17 protein-coding genes are annotated in these 16,408 nt (G+C 64.7%); 14 read left to right on the top strand and 3 right to left on the bottom strand.

The features are described 5' to 3' along the window. The first annotated feature begins 21 nt into the window (after nt 1-21). The 5 genes from ACFOHJ_RS04050 to ACFOHJ_RS04030 all read left to right on the top strand — a co-directional run bounded on the left by ACFOHJ_RS04050 (nt 22) and on the right by ACFOHJ_RS04030 (nt 6,033). Nucleotides 22-1,275, top strand: coding sequence for a sarcosine oxidase subunit beta family protein (locus ACFOHJ_RS04050; protein WP_378218785.1), 1,254 nt, complete (start codon nt 22-24; stop codon nt 1,273-1,275). Between the two features lie 21 nt (nt 1,276-1,296). Next, nucleotides 1,297-1,566 carry a sarcosine oxidase subunit delta gene (locus ACFOHJ_RS04045; protein WP_378218783.1) on the top strand — a complete coding sequence of 90 codons (270 nt, stop codon included), beginning with the start codon at nt 1,297-1,299 and terminating at the stop codon, nt 1,564-1,566. Then, complete coding sequence (locus tag ACFOHJ_RS04040) at nt 1,563-4,445, top strand: sarcosine oxidase subunit alpha family protein (protein ID WP_378218781.1); 2,883 nt, start codon at nt 1,563-1,565, stop codon at nt 4,443-4,445. The genes ACFOHJ_RS04045 and ACFOHJ_RS04040 overlap by 4 nt, the downstream gene beginning before the upstream one ends. Then, complete coding sequence (locus tag ACFOHJ_RS04035; RefSeq protein ID WP_378218779.1) at nt 4,438-4,974, top strand: hypothetical protein; 537 nt, start codon at nt 4,438-4,440, stop codon at nt 4,972-4,974. The genes ACFOHJ_RS04040 and ACFOHJ_RS04035 overlap by 8 nt, the downstream gene beginning before the upstream one ends. Before the next feature lie 552 nt (nt 4,975-5,526). After that, nucleotides 5,527-6,033, top strand: coding sequence for a hypothetical protein (locus ACFOHJ_RS04030; RefSeq protein ID WP_378218777.1), 507 nt, complete (start codon nt 5,527-5,529; stop codon nt 6,031-6,033). A gap of 51 nt (nt 6,034-6,084) precedes the next feature. Here ACFOHJ_RS04030 and ACFOHJ_RS04025 read toward each other — a convergent pair whose 3' ends face one another. After that, nucleotides 6,085-6,321, bottom strand: coding sequence for a helix-turn-helix domain-containing protein (locus tag ACFOHJ_RS04025; protein ID WP_378218775.1), 237 nt, complete (start codon nt 6,319-6,321; stop codon nt 6,085-6,087). Between the two features lie 126 nt (nt 6,322-6,447). Here ACFOHJ_RS04025 and ACFOHJ_RS04020 point away from each other — a divergent pair, with 126 nt between their 5' ends. The 8 genes from ACFOHJ_RS04020 (at nt 6,448) to ACFOHJ_RS03985 (ending at nt 12,678) form a co-directional block, all read left to right on the top strand. Further along, nucleotides 6,448-6,936, top strand: a complete 489-nt coding sequence (locus ACFOHJ_RS04020) for a helix-turn-helix domain-containing protein (RefSeq protein WP_378218773.1) — start codon at nt 6,448-6,450, stop codon at nt 6,934-6,936. 725 nt (nt 6,937-7,661) lie between these two features. Then, complete coding sequence (locus ACFOHJ_RS04015; RefSeq protein ID WP_378218772.1) at nt 7,662-7,958, top strand: PqqD family protein; 297 nt, start codon at nt 7,662-7,664, stop codon at nt 7,956-7,958. Between the two features lie 49 nt (nt 7,959-8,007). Continuing rightward, the gene (locus ACFOHJ_RS04010; RefSeq protein ID WP_378218770.1) at nt 8,008-8,427 is read left to right on the top strand and encodes a lasso peptide biosynthesis B2 protein; all 420 of its coding nucleotides are present in this window, start codon (nt 8,008-8,010) and stop codon (nt 8,425-8,427) included. After that, nucleotides 8,424-9,431, top strand: a complete 1,008-nt coding sequence (locus tag ACFOHJ_RS04005; RefSeq protein WP_378218768.1) for a hypothetical protein — start codon at nt 8,424-8,426, stop codon at nt 9,429-9,431. The genes ACFOHJ_RS04010 and ACFOHJ_RS04005 overlap by 4 nt, the downstream gene beginning before the upstream one ends. Continuing rightward, entirely contained in the window at nt 9,428-10,846 is a 1,419-nt protein-coding gene (locus tag ACFOHJ_RS04000) for a class I adenylate-forming enzyme family protein (protein ID WP_378218766.1), read from the top strand. Before ACFOHJ_RS04005 ends, ACFOHJ_RS04000 begins: the two co-directional genes overlap by 4 nt. A gap of 5 nt (nt 10,847-10,851) precedes the next feature. Then, nucleotides 10,852-11,424, top strand: coding sequence for a GNAT family N-acetyltransferase (locus ACFOHJ_RS03995; RefSeq protein ID WP_378218764.1), 573 nt, complete (start codon nt 10,852-10,854; stop codon nt 11,422-11,424). Further along, the gene (locus tag ACFOHJ_RS03990; protein WP_378218763.1) at nt 11,417-11,671 is read left to right on the top strand and encodes an acyl carrier protein; all 255 of its coding nucleotides are present in this window, start codon (nt 11,417-11,419) and stop codon (nt 11,669-11,671) included. Before ACFOHJ_RS03995 ends, ACFOHJ_RS03990 begins: the two co-directional genes overlap by 8 nt. Then, nucleotides 11,668-12,678, top strand: coding sequence for a nucleotidyltransferase family protein (locus ACFOHJ_RS03985; RefSeq protein WP_378218761.1), 1,011 nt, complete (start codon nt 11,668-11,670; stop codon nt 12,676-12,678). Before ACFOHJ_RS03990 ends, ACFOHJ_RS03985 begins: the two co-directional genes overlap by 4 nt. Nucleotides 12,679-12,963: 285 nt before the next feature. Here ACFOHJ_RS03985 and ACFOHJ_RS03980 read toward each other — a convergent pair whose 3' ends face one another. Both ACFOHJ_RS03980 and ACFOHJ_RS03975 read right to left on the bottom strand, forming a co-directional pair. Next, complete coding sequence (locus ACFOHJ_RS03980) at nt 12,964-13,983, bottom strand: LLM class flavin-dependent oxidoreductase (RefSeq protein ID WP_378218759.1); 1,020 nt, start codon at nt 13,981-13,983, stop codon at nt 12,964-12,966. A 140-nt stretch (nt 13,984-14,123) separates the two neighbouring features. Then, nucleotides 14,124-14,768: a TerC family protein gene (locus ACFOHJ_RS03975; protein ID WP_378218757.1), complete on the bottom strand. Its 645-nt coding sequence runs from the start codon at nt 14,766-14,768 to the stop codon at nt 14,124-14,126. Between the two features lie 656 nt (nt 14,769-15,424). Here ACFOHJ_RS03975 and ACFOHJ_RS03970 point away from each other — a divergent pair. After that, the gene (locus tag ACFOHJ_RS03970) at nt 15,425-16,399 is read left to right on the top strand and encodes a Tim44 domain-containing protein (RefSeq protein ID WP_378218755.1); all 975 of its coding nucleotides are present in this window, start codon (nt 15,425-15,427) and stop codon (nt 16,397-16,399) included. The last annotated feature ends 9 nt before the right edge of the window (nt 16,400-16,408 follow it).

Below are 16,408 nucleotides of genomic sequence, written 5' to 3'. Positions count from 1 at the left end.
CCGGGCATGGAGCCGCAAGGCATGACGCGCCGCTATTCAGCGCTATCGCTGTTCAAGGAAGGGCTCTCGAACCAGTCAGGCTGGGAGCCGGCCTGGCGTTCGCCCGAGCCGAAGTCGCGCTACGACGCCATCGTCATCGGCGGCGGCGGCCATGGGCTGGCCACGGCCTATTACCTGGCGAAGAACCATGGCGTCACCAATGTCGCGCTCTTGGAAAAAGGCTGGATCGGCGGCGGCAACACCGGCCGCAACACCACCGTCGTGCGCTCCAACTATTTTTACCCCGAAAGTGCGGCGATCTACGGCCTGGCGCATTCACTCTACAAGGGCCTGTCGGCGGACCTGAACTACAACATCATGCTTTCCCAGCGCGGGGTGCTGACGCTGGCGCATAGCGAGAACGGGCTGGAGACGGCCGCCCGCACCCTCAACGCCATCCAGGTCAACGGCATCGACACGGAAATGCTGTCGCTGGACGATGTCAAGCGGCTGGTGCCGATCTACAATTACGGGCCGGATTGCCGCTATCCGGTATTCGGCGGCACCTTGCAGAAAAGCGGCGGCACCGCCCGCCACGACGCGGTGGCCTGGGGCTATGCGCGCGCCGCCAGCCGGCTCGGCGTCGACATCATCCAGAATTGCGAGATCACCGATTTCATTGTCGAGGGCGGCCGTTGCCGGGGCGTCGTGACGACGCGCGGCACGATGCGCGCCGAGCGCACCGGCATGGCGGTGGCCGGCCATTCCTCGGTGCTGGCGGCCAAGGCCGGCTTCAGGCTGCCGGTCAATTCCTACGCCTTGCAGGCCTGTGTGTCGGAGCCGGTCAAGCCGATCCTCGACACGGTGGTCATCTCGCCCGATACCGGCGTCTATGTCAGCCAGTCGGACAAGGGCGAGATGGTGATCGGCGGCGCGCTCGACCGCATTCCGTCCTATGGCCAGCGCGGCAACCTGCCCGTCCTCGAGGGCGTGATCGCGGGCATGCTCGACATGTTCCCGGTGTTCGGCCAGCTGAAGCTGATGCGGCAATGGGCCGGCATCGTCGACGTGGTGCCGGATTCCTCACCCATCATCGGGGAGTCGCCGCTGCCCGGCCTGTTCCTGAACTGCGGCTGGGGAACCGGCGGATTCAAGGCAATCCCCGCCGGCGGCACGCTGCTTGCCCACCTTCTGGCCACGGGAAAGCACCACGACATCAGCCGGCCTTTCGATCTCGACCGCTATCGAACCGGGCGCCTCATCGACGAGGCCGCCGGCTCCGGTATCGCGCACTGAGCGACGCACAGGATTTTCCTCATGCAACTCTTTCCCTGTCCCTTCTGCGGCCCGCGTGACGAGAGGGAATTCCATTATGGCGGCGAGGCGGGAAACCTGCGTCCCGACGGCCTGGACATCTCGCCCGACCGCTGGGCCGATTACCTGCACATGCGCGCCAATCCCAAGGGCGCGACGAAGGAGATCTGGGTGCACACGACCTGCGGCGAGTTCTTCGCTATGGAGCGTGATACCGTCGTCCATACGGTAAGCGGCTCCACGACCCTCAGCGAAGCGGAGCCCCGGTCATGAGCGCCAGAAGGCTTGCCACCGGCGGCAGCGAGATCGACCGCTCCCGACCCTTGAGCTTTACCTTCGATGGGCGCGTGGTGCAGGGCTTTGCCGGCGACACCATCGCTTCGGCCCTGCTGGCTTCGGGGCAGCGCGTCGTCGCCCGCTCGTTCAAATATCACCGGCCGCGCGGCCTGTGGGGGGCGGGCGTCGAGGAGCCCAACGCCCTGGTCGACATTTCCCGCGACGGCCGCCATACGCCCAATGCCCGCGCCACCACGGAAGCGGCGAAGGACGGCATCGCGGCGCGCAGCGTCAACGCCGTTCCCGACGCCGAGAGCGACCGCAACGCCTTCCTCGACCGCTTTTCCCGCTTCATTCCGGCGGCTTTCTACTACAAGACCTTCATGTGGCCCGACTGGCACTTGTTCGAGCCGCGCATCCGCGCCATGGCCGGCCTCGGCACGGTCGATGCGGGCTGGACGCAGCAGCAGTCGGCGGCGCAAGTGAACCACCATTGCGACGTGCTGGTGGTCGGGGCCGGCCCCGCCGGGCTCGCGGCGTCGGCCAGTGCTGCGGCAGGCGGGCACAGCGTCCTGCTGGTCGACGACCAGGCCCATCCGGGCGGGTCCCTGCGCCATCGGGCAGGCGAGATCGATGGCATGCCCGCCATGCAGTGGGTGTCACAAACGGTCGCCGGCCTGCGGGAAAAAGGCGCCATTCTGTTGCCCGAAACTACGGCCTTCGGCATCTATGACCACAATCTCGTGGCGCTGAACCAGCGGCATGGCGACGGCCGGCCCGATACGCTGTGGCGGGTGCGGCCGAAGCGCATCGTGCTCGCGACCGGCACCATCGAGCGGCCGCTGCCTTTCGCCGACAACGATTTGCCCGGCATCCTCTCCGCCGACGCGGCGTTGAACTACCTGAAGCGTTTCGCGGTTCTGGCCGGCGAGCGCATCGTCGTCGCCACCAACAACGACAGCGCCTATGAGGTCGCGAGCGCCATGGCGGAAGCGGGCGCCGAGGTTACGTTGGTAGATATCCGACCGGCCGGAGCGTGTGGAACTGCGGGCAAGGCGCGCGTGCTTGCGGGGAGTGCCGTTGTCGCCGCCCACGGTCGCAAGGTTGTCGAAGGCGTCGCGCTGGACGACGGCACGCGGCTTGCCGTTGATTGCCTGCTGGTATCCGGCGGCTGGACCCCGAGCGTGCATCTTTACAGCCAGGCCAAGGGCAAGCTTCGCTGGGACGATGCGCTGGCCGCGTTCGTGCCTGGAGCCGAGGTCGGCGGGATCGGGACCGCAGGCGCGCTGGCCGGCGCGGTTTCCCTATCCGGGACGCTGGAAAGCGGCCTTGCCGCGCTTGGAGGGTTCGCCAGCCGGGCGAAAGCCGCACCGAAAAGCACCGGCGTCGAGGCCAGCCTGAACGTCAGTGCCGCCTGGCCGAAGCCGAAGGCCAGGGGCCGCGTCTGGATCGACTACCAGAACGACGTGACGGCCAAGGATGTCGAGCTTGCCGCGCGCGAGAATTTCATCTCCGTCGAGCACCTGAAGCGCTACACCACGCTCGGCATGGCGACCGACCAGGGCAAGACCTCCAACCTCAACGGATTGGCGTTGCTGGCCGAAGCGACTGGGCGCAGTATTCCCGATGTCGGCACCACCACCTATCGTCCGCCCTTCACGCCGGTGCCGTTCACCAGTCTTGCCGGCATGCGTCGCAAGTCGCTGCTGGCACCGGTGCGCCGCCTGCCTCTGGACAACATCCACCGGGCTGCCGGGGCCTCGTTCCGGGAATATGGCGGCTGGCTGCGCCCGGCCTATTACGGGCAGGGTCCGGCGCAGGACGCCATTCGCGACGAGGCGCGCCGCGCGCGCCAGTCGGTCGCGCTGTTCGACGGCTCGACGCTGGGCAAGATCGAGGTGGCTGGGCCCCGCGCCGCCGAGTTCGTGGACTTCATCTACTACAACACCATGTCGACGCTGAAGCCGGGCCGCTGCCGCTACGGCTTCATGCTGTCGGAAAACGGCGTGGTCTTCGATGATGGAATCCTGGTTCGGCTCGACGAGAACCGTTTTGTGGTTTCCTGCTCGTCCTCGCACGTCGCTTCCGTCCACGCCCGGCTGGAGGAATGGCGGCAGGACCGCTTCGGCCGCGAGGCGGTCTATATCCACAACGCGACAGCGCAATACGCCACGCTGACCGTGTCCGGCCCGAACGCGCGCAAGCTGGTCGAGGCCCTGGCCCTCGGTGCCGCGCTGGACGATGCCAGTCTGCCGCATATGGCGATCACCCACGGCCGTTTCGACGGCGAGGAGGTACGCATCGCGCGCGTCTCCTTTACCGGCGACCGCAGCTACGAGATTTCCATCCGCGCCGACCGCGCGGAGGGGTTGTGGTCGCGCATGCAGCGGGAAGGAAGTTCTCTCGAAGCCGTGACGATCGGGCTCGAAGCGCTGATGATCCTGCGTGCCGAGAAGGGTTACATCGTCATCGGCAAGGACACGGACGGCAGCACCATGCCGCAGGACCTTGGCCTCGACGGCCCGCGCCGCAAGCGCACGGCCGAGTTCGTCGGCCGCCGCTCGCTGTTCACGGAAGAGGGCGAGCGTAGTGACCGCAAGCAATTGGTCGGCCTTTCCGTGCCGGAAGGCGAAGCGCCGCTCGCGACGGGCGCGCACGGCATAGTAGAGGCAGCAGGGAAAAAGCGCAGTCTCGGCTACGTAACCTCCAGCTACTTCAGCCCGACGCTTAACCGGCCGATCGCGCTCGGCCTGATCGAGCAAGGCGCTTCCCGCCACGGCCAGGTCATCGACATCCAGCATCTGGGCATGCTGCGCCGCGCCACCATCACCGCGCCCTGCGCGCTGGACCCTGCCGGAGATCGTCTCAATGCCTGACCTCATCCCCGATCTGGCGCAGCGCTGGCCGGCCGCTCCCGACTGGAGTTCGGCCGGCATCGAAGGTGCCGGCGTTGCCGTCAAATCGGTAGCCGGCCTTTACCAGATGCTGGTGAGCGGCAATCTCAATGCCTGGAATGCGGCCTCGGGCCTGACCGGTCCCGGCGTGGGGGCGCTGGCCCTTGCCGAAGGCGACACCTGGCAGGCGCGTGTCGCCCGCGACCGTCTGCTCGCCGTCTCCGTCCGACCGTTTTCGGTCGCGCCGGGCTGGCGTGGCGAGGGCTTTGCGGCTACCCGCATGGATGCCGCCCTGCATGTGTTCGAAATCGAAGGCCCCGGGCTAGGGGATGTTATTGCTCGCGCGGTGACGCTCGACCCGGCGGGCAACTCGCCCTCGGCCGCCATGCTCTTCGCCGATGTCAACGCCATCGCCTATCGCCATGGCAAGGCCGAATGCCTGCGCGTGCACGTGGACCGCGGACTGGCTCCCTACCTGTGGGAATGGTTCGAGGAATGCGTTTCCGTGTGAGTTATCGCAGGCACCCTGCCGGACAGGGGCAGGGCGGCTCGCACCAAGCCGCTCCCTCGAGCGCATCGAGCAGAATCTGCAGGTCACGACGCCCGTTGTCGTCGGGTTCGGGAAGCTGTCCGCCGCCATGTTCATCTCAAGCGCGGGCAGGGCATCGGCAGCGTGGCGGCGCGCGCTGCGCAACGGCGCGCCGCTCCACGACTGGGTTTTGCCGCCAGCTGAAGGCCATGCATGACGGTGACCGACAGATGATCAACCCTTCTCGACATCTTGCATCTTAACGCCACGCCGTTCTGCATACTCGATTAATGCGAGTTCTATAACAGCTGTTATTGATCGGCGTTCGGTCGCTGCCAATTGCTCCGCTAGCGCTAACACAGATGGATCCAGACGTGTCGTGAATGGCTTCTTGGTCATTTTCGCACTGCGACTTGAACTTAGCGTCAAAAAGGTACAAAAAGAGATAGCATGTGCGACGCACGTGCAGCGACCGATCGCAGTGCTGTAACGCTGCGATCGGTCTGACCAGCCAAGCTATTGGGAGCTCGGATCATGGCTGATTCCGACAATATCACGACTTTGTCTGTCGTCACTCGCAGGAGATTGCTTTCAGGAGCTTCAATGCTCGCCACAGGATGGCAACTGGCCGCGTCTTCCCACGACAATGGTGGGGGGGACCGATCTGGCGACCCGGTCGTAGCGATCTGGCACAAGTGGCAAGCGGCCCACCAAGAGACGCAGCGGCTCTGCCGTAAGCAGGAGCAACTAGAACGAAAACTCATCGAAATGGCTGCGAACATCCGACTACAGGCGTACCGGGATTTTACCGATCATGAATTTGATTATTCCGCTGCGCGGCACGCTGAGCGAGAGATGGGGCATCAAGAAGAACATTTGTTGAAGCTCCTATCCAGTACTCCCGCCACCTCAATCGCCGGAGTGATAGCCAAACTTGATGCTATATTGATTGAAGGGCAGCCCTCGAAAAACGACGCCGAATTTCCATGGCCGCAAATTCGTTCAGTTTTACAAGATATTATTCGACTCAGTCAGTGTTGAGACGACATGTTAAAATAGCTTAGCCCATCTACGGATGCATGCAATGTGACTTCAGGCTAGAGGATCGAGTAGTCTCACGCCCTCACCCTTCTGATTGGCAGACAGGAATTCAACACCAGCCTTTTTCAAAGCCGCTTCGATGGCTTGTAAAGTGCTGATGCGAGAATCTACTTTACCATTTTCCAATCGCGCGAGCGCATTCAGCGACACGATTGCTTTATCTGCAAGCTCCTGCTGCGACCAACCGAGCAAAGCTCGTGCGGCTCGAATTTGTCGTGGGCTGACCATGAGTCCACAATCAGTGGATCAACGTTGTTCGCCACTGATAGGGTTATTTTCCACCTTGAAAGGTGCTTTAAATGGCGATTTAATTAATTATGCGAGCACAGGCTTTGTCCCCGGATTGGAAGTAAATTGAGCAATGATGTGGCGCATCGAAAGGGAGTATTGAGGCCGCAACATTCCGTGCTCTTTCAGATGAGCCCGAGAACCAAAGTCGAAACTCCTCATCCCGCTGACCAACATGTCGGAAGGCAGATTGCGTCGGTTCGTGTTCAGTCAGATGTGTCGCAAGCTCAGCTTGCCCGTTCCATTGGCATCAGCTTTCAGCAGCTTCAGAAGTATGAAAACGCCAGGAACCGCGTAAGCGCCTCCATGCTCTACGAGATCGGCAAGTCCCTGGGTGTCCCAGTCAGCCGGTTCTTTGCAGGGCTGCCCGGCAACGACGAGGCGAACGGAGAAACGCCGCCTCTGCCGGTCGATGAGCGCATAGATTTCATTGCCAGCGCGGAAGGCCGACGCCTCATTGAAGCGCTCGTCCAGCTCAATCCACGAGTGCGTGCTCGCGTGTCGGCCCTGATCGCCACCTTGAGTGAGGAATTAGCCACCCCTGACGTCAAGTAGCACGCTGCGACCTCGAACCTATAGCGACCAAGAGCAAAATGCGCTTGCCGCGGTGGCATACCCCTAGCCGTACCTCCGCTGCGAAATGGAAAGGTGGCAGACAGCTTGGGAAAGCGTGATCTCCGTGCCAAAGGCCGACGAACGGCTCATAAACCCTTCAAGGATGTTCTGCGCGACGGTACCGGTTGCCGCAGCAGCAACCAGGAGCGCCGTTTCAGCCAGACGGAGACGTGAGATTGATGTTTATACGAACGAGGCCGACGGTCTCCCGGATCGTTACTTCGTCGAGGTGAACGCCTGCGAGGTCAACGGGTCTTTTCGTCCGGTGCGCGCTCGACAGCAGGTACTTGCGCAAGACGAATTCCACCAAGCGCAGCGCATCAGAATGAGGTCCAGCGATTCCAGGATCGCCTGCCCGCCTTCGACAATGAAAGTGTTCGTTATGACAGCAGCCCCTTGCCAAAGGCCGTTGAACGCGCCGACCACGCGCGACGAAAACTAACGAAATTTCGCGCGGTTCTACCTTTTTCTTCTTGTTGCTTCCTATCCACCCAAACAGGCGGGTAAATCACACCACCCTCTCGGCCATTCATTCGGATACGCACCGGCCCGCGCCTGCGACGGCGCATATGACGGCGGTAACACCGGATCCCCGGCCCAGCCCACTTGCATGCCGGCCATTACTCTGCAACTTGTGCGCTTGCGATCAGGGCAGGGGGGCCAAGTTGGGCAGCACGGTAAGGAAGATCACGGCGGAGACCATCCCCGCCTTCGGGCCGGCGGCGAGCATCCAGCCAGTCGGAGACGGGGTCGTCGTGCTCTTGACTGACGACGGTCAATTGTTCACAGGCAACGCCACGACCGAGGCGGTGCTGCGGCGTGTCGACGGCCGCCGGCCGGTCGCCGAACTCGCCGCCGGCATTTGTGAGGAATTCGACGTCGATCACGCCGCGGCCGTCAGCGATACGCTCGCCATCGTGGCCGATCTCGTCGAAGAGCGCGTCCTGGTCGTCGTTGGGTAGGCGGATGGGTACGGGGCTCTTTGCAGTCTCATCGGGGTTTGCAACACGCTTGGCCTTCCGCGCGGAACTGTGGCTGCGGGCGCGACTTCTGCCGTTCCGGCTTCCACAAAACCTTCCTCTCGATGCCGTTCTCACGCTTGCCGAGCCCGCTGCCGGGCCGGGGCGCTTCAACGGCATGCCGGCGGCCGCGATCGTGCGGGCGGTGCGGCGAACACTGCGCCACCCGGTGCTCATGCGCAACCGCCGTTGCCTGCGCGAGGGGCTGCTAGCCTACCGCTTTCTCACCGAGGCCGGGCATGGGCCGCGCCTTCATTTCGGCATTGATCCTGGCATCGTCGCCAGCCCGCAGGCCAAGGCGCATTGCTGGGTCACGCTCGGCGGCGTCACGGTGATCGGCGAAACCGAGACACGCTATGTCGAAGTGCTGTCCGTGCCGCGAGGCGACAATCGGGGCGAAGGAGAGACATGACGATAGAGCATGGTTACGATCTGGGGGAGGGAACGCTTGCCGTCACGGCCGAGCGCGCCGATTTGTTGGGTGGCTTCGAGCACTTTCTGGCCGCACGCAGGTTGAACAATCCCGCAGAACCAACGGTTTTTGTTTACATTCGGGTCGGGGCGCCCGCCCTACCGCCGCTAGGAGCCGTAAAGCTTTATAGCGGGTCGCTCCTCGAAGAGGGCGAGTGCTTTTTTGCGCGCCTCGGCGATACCTACTTCATGACATTCCCCGGCGAGGCGAGCCTGGAGATAGACTCCCTGTCCGGTCGTGCCGAGATGATCGTTTCGCCCGAGCACCCGAAAAGGGCGACCGGCAGTATGGCGGCGATCGCGATCGAGTTCGCCTACGACCATGGCGGCCAGCAACTCCTGCACACCGCCGGCCTCGCCCTGCCGGAGCACGGCGGCATGATCCTGGTTTCGGCGCCGAGCGGAACCGGAAAGACGACGACCGCGCTGGCGCTCGCCCGGTGCGGCTTCTCGTTCGCGGCCGACGATGTGGTGGCGCTGCGCCGCGAGGGCTCCCGCCTCATGGCCCGGGGCCTGCCGCGCGCCCTCAACATCCACCGCCGGACGCTTGCCATGCTGCCCTGGATTCCGGTCCGCGACGATTGGAGAAGCAATGGGGAGCAATCGCTGCCATTGAGCAGGTTAACCGGCGTCATCCCCCTTGAAGACGGGGAGCTGCCTATCAGCCGCCTGGTCCTGCTGCGGCGAGGGGCGGTCTCCGCCGTCGAGCCGCTGTCGGCCACGGAAGCGCTCGCTGCGCTGGCGGCGGATAATGTACGCGGCTCGCTCGCCGGCCTGACCCCGCTGCAAAACCGTCGCTTTGCCATGCTGGCCGAGATGGCGCGCGCGATCCCGGCCTGCAGCGTGCAAGTTGCGGACGGCCTAGCCGGACTCGAAAGCGTTGCCGAAACTCTCAAGAATAGGGCCGCCGCCCGCAGCCCGGGCATGCGAAGGGGAAATGCATGACCGCGTCCATGCGATCGATGCTTTTGTCACTGTTGGACGAACGGGCGGAAATGGTCGAGCACCGCACGCAAACGGCCACTGACCTGAAATCCTTCGCCAATGCCGTCATCGCACGCGCCGATGAATTGCGAGATGCCGGAATAAGCGGGGCAGCTATAGTGGCGTGCCGCAAGCCGCTCGACTATCTGTGCGATATCTTCGCGCTCTGGGAAACCGGTACGATGGCGGTAACCGTCAATCCCGCGATCACGCCGGAAGAGCGCCGCAACGTCGTAGCCGCCACCGGCGCTTCGGCGCTGCTGGACGACGACGGCTTGAACGCGACCGGAGTCAAGACCAGCGCCGCCGGTCCGCTTGGCCCAGACGATCCTGCCTTGGTGCTCATGACGTCGGGCACGACGGGCAGGCCCAAGGGCATCGTCCACACCCAGCGCAGTTTGTCGGCACGCGTCTCGCTCAACCTCTCGGCTATCGGCGCTGGCGACCTGCAGCGCAGCCTGTGCGTGCTGCCGCTGCATTTCGGCCACGGCATGATCGGCAACGTGTTCACGGTCCTGGCCGCCGGCGGCCGCCTGGTTCTGTGGCCGCAGCCGGGACTGGACGAGATCGGCGGTTTCGGGCCGCTCGTCGATGCCGAGCGCCTGACGTTCATGAGTTCCACCCCTACCTTCTGGACGGTCGCGATGCGCCTTTCGCCGCGCCCTGCCCAGGCGATGCGCCGCGTGCATGTCGGCTCGGCGCCGCTTTCGCTGCCGCAATGGCGCGCCATCGCCGAATGGACCGGTTGCAGCCGGGTATTCAACATGTACGGCATGACGGAAACGGCGAACTGGTTCGCAGCCGCATCGTTGGAAGAAGCCGATGCCGCAGACGGGCTGGTCGGCCGTCCGTGGGGCGGGGCCGTTGCCGTGCTGTGTGAGGACGGCGGGGTGAGGCGCGAAGGCGTCGGTGAGATCCTTGCGGCCACTCCCTCGATGATGAACGGCTATCTGGGCATGGAAGAGGAAACCAGCGCCGCGTTTCATGGTGCGTGGCTGCGCACCGGCGACACCGGCCGCATCGACGCTGCCGGTCGCATCACGCTGGTCGGCCGGATCAAGAATGAGATCAATCGGGGCGGCGTCAAAATACCCGCCGAGGAAATCGACATGCTGCTCGAGCGCCATCCGCAGGTGCGCGAAGCCTGTGCTTTCGCTATCCCCGATCCGGTAGCGGGAGAAGCGGTGGCCGCCGCCGTGGTAGGGGAGGAGGGGCTGGACATACCGGCATTGCGTGCATGGTGCCGCGAGCGTTGTCGCGCCGAGGCCGTTCCAATGCGCTTGTTCGTGATGACGGCCATCCCGCGTAACGATCGCGGCAAGATCGTGCGTGCCAGGGTGCGGGAAGCCGCGCTTGCCTCCGGCCCGGGAGCGTGATTCGCATGGGCAGGAGCGCGCTGGCGGCCGTGATCGAAAGCGAGCGTTTCCGTCTTGAGCCGCGAGGCCGGTTTCGAGCCTTCCGCGACACCTATCCCTGGTGCCGGGACAGGGCCTTCATGTCGAGCTACTCGGGTTCGGGCGAGCATCGTTCGCCGTGGAAATGGTACCGGGAGATGATACACCCCAACAACCGCACGAAATTCGCCCATGCGATCGTGCCGCGCGGCGGAACGAAGCCCATAGGCTACCATTTCTCGGTCATCCGGCCCCATCGCACCTGCTTTCTTGCCATCGGGATCCAGGATCGTGAATGGTGGGGCAAGGGCGTCGTGCAGGAAGTGCGCGGCCGCATCGTCGACCACATCTTCGACCATTCGGACGTCGAGCGGCTGCAGGCGCAGGTCGTGGCCCGCAACCTTCCGTCCGTTTTCAACTATCGCAAGTTCGGTTTCCGCCATGTCGGTACGCTGCACCGATGCCGCCGCGACGCCGTCACGGGGGAGGTCCATGACATGCTGATCTTCGAGATGTTCCGTGACGAATGGCTGGCAAGGAGAGGAGAAGCCGATGGCTGATCCTCGCCTCGCCGTCGCCTGCGGCATCATCGTGGACGTCCTTGGTTGCCACCCGAAGGATGTGACGGGCGAGACGCCGGTCGGCTCGCTGCCGCAATGGGACAGCATCGCGCATCTGTCGATCGTGATGGCCTTCGAGCAACGGCTGGAGCGTCAATTCACGGCGGAGGACATCGGTTCGCTGGAGACGGTAGCCAGCTTTGCCGCGTTGTTACCGGCCGACGACAACGAAGCACGGGGAACATGATGACGGAGAAAGTTTCCCTGCCGGAGAATGCCGCCCATTTTCCGCAGGCAGTTGCGGCGTGGGGGCAGTCGGAACTGGATGCGATGCTCGCCTGCCTCGCCGACCCGGAAAAACCGGCCATCGAAGTCGACGACGCGGCCCGGCGCGAGCAACTGATGGAACTCGCGCGGGTGCACGGGGTCGACAGCATCGTGTGGCGCAAGTTCGGCGGCGGCCTCGGCACCGCCGGTGATCAGGAAATGCTCCATCGCATCGGCCAGGCCATGCTCCTGAACCGGCTTCGCCTTGAAATAGATGCGGCATTTGCGGCAGGCGGAGTGCAGGCATCGGTGGTGAAGGGGCCGGTCTTCGCCGCGAAGCTCTACGGCGTGCGCGGCGACCGGCTCTATACCGATATCGACCTGATGGTCAAGCCCGGCGCGCTCGAAAGGGCAAACGCCGTGATGAGGCAACTGGGCTATGTGCGCGAAGACGGCGGCGAGGGCCTGCGGCGCAGCCTCGAATACAAGTTCGCCCACCCGGACTATCGCCATGTGCTGATCGAACTGCACGGCGACATGGTGCACTACCCCTTGCTGCGCCGGCGCGCCGCGTTCGGCCGGGACGAGCTTCTGCGGGTCGGAGACGGCGACGCCGAGGCAGCCGGCGCGCTGCTCGCTACGGCGATCGTTCACGCGACGCTCGGGCACAAGTTCGAGCGGCTGTCCATGCTGGTCGACGTGTTGCAGGCCGTGCGGCATCTGCCGCGAGAAGATTACCGCCGGTTTGCATACACGCTTTGCGCCATGCGCCTTGGCCTGGAATGCGCCGTGTGTCTGGCCGTGACGGCGCGGCTCTTCCACGACCCAGCCAGCGCGGAACTGGAAAAGCTGTTCCACGCCGGCTTGAAGGAGCGTTTCGGAAAGATGCTGATTACCCCGCGAACGCTCATCGCGGCGCAAGGGGAAGCGGCGCGCGCCTCATGGCTGCGCCGCAAGAGCTTTCGCCTGGTGCAATACCTGCCCTGAGGCGCCGGGCCTCAGGAGCAGAAGGGTCGATCAGACAAGCTTCGCACCCGATCCGGCGGGCGCCGCCGTCACCGCGCCCAGCTTTTCCCGACGGGACAGGACCGGTCGCACATAGGGCTTCTTTTCTGTATTTTTTCCGTTCATGTTTTTCCCCCGAAAAAGTAGCCAAGTGGCTGCCGGACTTTACTTAGTTAGCCTTCGACCGGTAGCCTAAATTTCTCGATCTGGCCAGAGGCCCCCCGCGGTTGGGCTCTTTAATTTCCTCGTCCGGCCGGCAGCTTTGCGTCAGCGCCAGCCGAGGGCCGGCGCGAGGTGGGTGAGGATCGCCTCGATGACATGGGCGTTGTAGGCGACGCCGAGCTGGTTGGGCACCGTCAGCAACAGCGTGTCGGCCTCGGCGATCGCCTCGTCCTGCTTCAATTCCTCGATCAGGACGTCCGGCTCGGCGGCATAACTGCGGCCGAACACGGCGCGGGTGTCCGCCTCGATGTAGCCGAAATGATCCTGGCTCTCGTCGCCGCCGAAATAGGCTCGGTCGAGGTCGTTCACCAGGGCGAAGATCGAGCGGCTGACGGACACGCGCGGCGCGCGCTCGTGGCTGGCCTTCTTCCACGCCTCGCGATAGGCGCGGATCTGCTCGGCCTGCTGGATGTGAAAAGGCTTGCCGCCCTCGTCGAACTTGAGCGTCGAGCTTTGCAGGTTCATGCCGAGTTTGGCCGCCCATTGCGCGGTGGCGTTGGTGGCCGCACCCCACCATATCCTGTCGCGCAGGCCTTCGGAGTGCGGCTCGAGGCGCAAGAGGCCGGGAGGATTGGGAAACATCGGCCGGGGGCTGGGTTGCGCGAAGCCCTGGCCCTTCAGCACGTCGAGAAACACCTCCGCGTAGTGACGGGCCATGTCGGCGTCGCTCTGGCCATCCTGCGGCGTACGGCCGAAATAGCGCCAGCCGTCGATCACCTGCTCGGGCGAGCCGCGGCTGATGCCGAGTTGCAGGCGGCCGCCGGCGATAAGGTCGGCCGCTCCCGCGTCCTCGGCCATGTAGAGCGGGTTCTCGTAGCGCATGTCGATGACGGCGGTGCCGATCTCTATGCGGCTGGTCCTGGCGCCGACCGCCGCCAGCAGCGGAAAGGGCGACCCGAGCTGGCGTGCGAAGTGGTGGACGCGGAAATACGCGCCGTCCGCCCCAAGTTCCTCGGCCGCGACGGCAAGGTCGATGGATTGCAGCAGGGCGTCGGAAGCAGAGCGCGTCTGCGACTGCGGTGAGGGCGACCAGTGGCCGAACGACAGGAAACCGATCTTTTTCATGAAAGACACCGTGCATAGGGTGAAGGTCTTCGCCCTATTTAGGCATGCAATCGGCCGCGTACCATCCCCGTGGCTTCTCGCCGTCGGGGGGGAAAGCGGTCCGGCGGGGACGAAACCCCGCCGGGCCATTTCCTGACGGCTCAGGAACCTAGATAGCTCAGCACCTCGTGGGCGCCGCGATAGACCATTTCCAGCGCGACATAGAGGATGATGGCGAGGCCGAGATAGGCGATCCAGCGGAACCGCTGCAGCAGGCGGGCAATGTAGGACGCGGCAAGCCCCATCATGGCGATCGACAGGACCAAGCCGAAGATCATGATCGTCAGGTGATCGCGCGCCGCACCGGCGACGGCGAGCACGTTGTCGAGCGACATCGACACGTCGGCGACGACTATCAGCCATGCCGCCTGGGCGAAGGTCTTTTTCGGAACGCCGCCGCTCTCGCCGTCGGGGCTGGCGGCATCGCCGTCGAGAATGGCATGCGCTTCCGCGCTGTGACCGGCGCGCAGTTCGCGCCACATCTTCCAGCAGACCCACAGCAGGAGGATGCCGCCGACGAGCAGCAGGCCGACGATCTGCAGCAGTTGGGTCGTGATGGCGGCAAAGCCGATGCGCAGCACAGTGGCCGCGATGATGCCGACGAGAATGGCCTTGTTGCGCTGGTTCTTGGGCAGGCCGGCTGCGGCAAGGCCGATGACGATGGCGTTGTCGCCGGCGAGCACGAGGTCGATGAAAATGACCTGGAGGAGGGCGGAAAGGGCTTCCGGTGTAAGAAATTCGCTCATGTGGCACCCGTTTTCGTTGAGGTGCGCCCGCATGGGTGGATCGACCGTATCGCCAGTGCCTGCCCCGGCATTGTCGTGCCGGTGCCGGATGGCTGCAAAAAGCTAAGGTCGGTGAAAATCCACGAACACCAGGCCACCTTTATTGACATCCAGTCCGACATCACGGTTCTTGCGAACCGCCAGAGGGGCCCGGTCCTGGGTGCGGCTCGTCTAGCCGAAGGCGCCTTGAAATTCAAGCGTCCCCATGCGGTCGCGCGCGGCTGCGCGAAAAATTGTGGGGTCGGTCGATTTTATCGGAACGGGCTCTTGAAACCCGGATGCGGCCTGCCCAAATCCCACGCGCGGGCCGGGCCCCTCTGACTGTCGCCTCCGGGCGATCGTGATGTCGGACCGCGTTAAAGGGCCCGTTCCATGATGTCGAAAACATCCATCGGTTCGAGCGGGCCAGCGCTGCAACCGGTTGGAGTTTGGCATGACATCGCTCCCTACGCTTCCGTCCTGCTCCGGCTACGCCGCTAGTGCGGCGATGCCCGCTTCTCCCACCACCTGTCCCGCCGGCGATCGCCGTTTGAACGATCGATCGGGCCGGGCCATGCGCGCCACGGCGCGGCGGCGTGAACACCAGACAGTCAACCAGCATTGATCGAGGAAATCCGATGCCGACTTCGCCCAGCGTCCGCTTTGCAGCCCTGTTCGCCACCCTTTTCCTGGCCTTTTCCATGACCGCGATGGACCACGCGGAGGCGAGGCGAGGCGGCAGCTTCGGCAGCCGCGGAACCCGTACCTTCCAGGCACCGGCGCCCACCCGCACGGCCCCGGCCCAGACCGCCCCGGTCGAGCGGTCGATGACGCCCAACACCGGCACCAACGCCGCAAGCCGCCAGCAGCCGGCCGGCCTGCAACGCCCGGGCTTCATGAACGGGCTCGGCGGTTCGATGATGCGCGGCCTGCTGCTTGGCGGCCTGCTCGGCCTTCTGCTCGGGCACGGCTTCGGCGGCCTGGCCGGCATGTTCGGCTTCCTCTTGCAGGCGCTGCTGATCGGCGGCGCGATCATGCTGGCGATCCGCTTTTTCCGCTCGCAATCGGCGCGCGCGCCAGCCCCGGCGATGGCCGGAGCCGGCGGCCACGCGCGCGAAACGACCGACGCTCCCTCCTTCGGCATCCCGGGCATCGGCTCCGGCTTCGGCGCGGGATCGGGCGGCAGCGCCCAGGCGGCGTCGTCGCAGGACATCACGCTGGAGCAGGGCGACCTCGATACCTTCGAGCGGATGCTGACGGAAGTGCAGGAAGCGTTCGGGCGCGAAGACCACGCCGCGCTGCGCCGCCTGGTGACGCTGGAAATGGTCTCCTACCTGTCGGAGGAACTGGCCGAGAACGCGCATAACGGCGTTCGCAACGACGTGTCGGACGTCACCCTGCTGCAGGCCGATATCGCCGAAAGCTGGAGCGAGGGCGACCGCGACTATGCGACGGCCGCGCTGCATTATTCGTCGCGCGACGTGACCGTCGACCGAGAAACGGGCAAGGTCGTCGAGGGCGACGCCGACCAGCCGACGGAAACCACCGAACTGTGGACCTTTACCCGCGACAACGGCGCGGAGTGGAAGCTTTCCGCCATTCAGCAGGCCTGACGGCTTTCA

Source organism: Aquamicrobium soli (assembly GCF_042646345.1).
Lineage (GTDB): Bacteria > Pseudomonadota > Alphaproteobacteria > Rhizobiales > Rhizobiaceae > Mesorhizobium > Mesorhizobium soli_A.
The sequence above is the reverse complement of the archived record's forward strand: the minus strand, read 5'-3'. Positions and strand labels throughout refer to the sequence as shown.

Bases quoted from the DNA above. Each gene is read 5' to 3' on its own strand.
- ACFOHJ_RS04050 (WP_378218785.1), top strand. From the start codon at position 22: ATGACGCGCCGCTATTCAGCGCTATCGCTGTTCAAGGAAGGGCTCTCG.
- ACFOHJ_RS04045 (WP_378218783.1), top strand. From the start codon at position 1,297: ATGCAACTCTTTCCCTGTCCCTTCTGCGGCCCGCGTGACGAGAGGGAA.
- ACFOHJ_RS04040 (WP_378218781.1), top strand. From the start codon at position 1,563: ATGAGCGCCAGAAGGCTTGCCACCGGCGGCAGCGAGATCGACCGCTCC.
- ACFOHJ_RS04035 (WP_378218779.1), top strand. From the start codon at position 4,438: ATGCCTGACCTCATCCCCGATCTGGCGCAGCGCTGGCCGGCCGCTCCC.
- ACFOHJ_RS04030 (WP_378218777.1), top strand. From the start codon at position 5,527: ATGGCTGATTCCGACAATATCACGACTTTGTCTGTCGTCACTCGCAGG.
- ACFOHJ_RS04025 (WP_378218775.1), bottom strand. From the start codon at position 6,321: ATGGTCAGCCCACGACAAATTCGAGCCGCACGAGCTTTGCTCGGTTGG.
- ACFOHJ_RS04005 (WP_378218768.1), top strand. From the start codon at position 8,424: ATGACGATAGAGCATGGTTACGATCTGGGGGAGGGAACGCTTGCCGTC.
- ACFOHJ_RS04000 (WP_378218766.1), top strand. From the start codon at position 9,428: ATGACCGCGTCCATGCGATCGATGCTTTTGTCACTGTTGGACGAACGG.
- ACFOHJ_RS03995 (WP_378218764.1), top strand. From the start codon at position 10,852: ATGGGCAGGAGCGCGCTGGCGGCCGTGATCGAAAGCGAGCGTTTCCGT.
- ACFOHJ_RS03990 (WP_378218763.1), top strand. From the start codon at position 11,417: ATGGCTGATCCTCGCCTCGCCGTCGCCTGCGGCATCATCGTGGACGTC.
- ACFOHJ_RS03985 (WP_378218761.1), top strand. From the start codon at position 11,668: ATGATGACGGAGAAAGTTTCCCTGCCGGAGAATGCCGCCCATTTTCCG.
- ACFOHJ_RS03980 (WP_378218759.1), bottom strand. From the start codon at position 13,983: ATGAAAAAGATCGGTTTCCTGTCGTTCGGCCACTGGTCGCCCTCACCG.
- ACFOHJ_RS03975 (WP_378218757.1), bottom strand. From the start codon at position 14,768: ATGAGCGAATTTCTTACACCGGAAGCCCTTTCCGCCCTCCTCCAGGTC.
- ACFOHJ_RS03970 (WP_378218755.1), top strand. From the start codon at position 15,425: ATGCCGACTTCGCCCAGCGTCCGCTTTGCAGCCCTGTTCGCCACCCTT.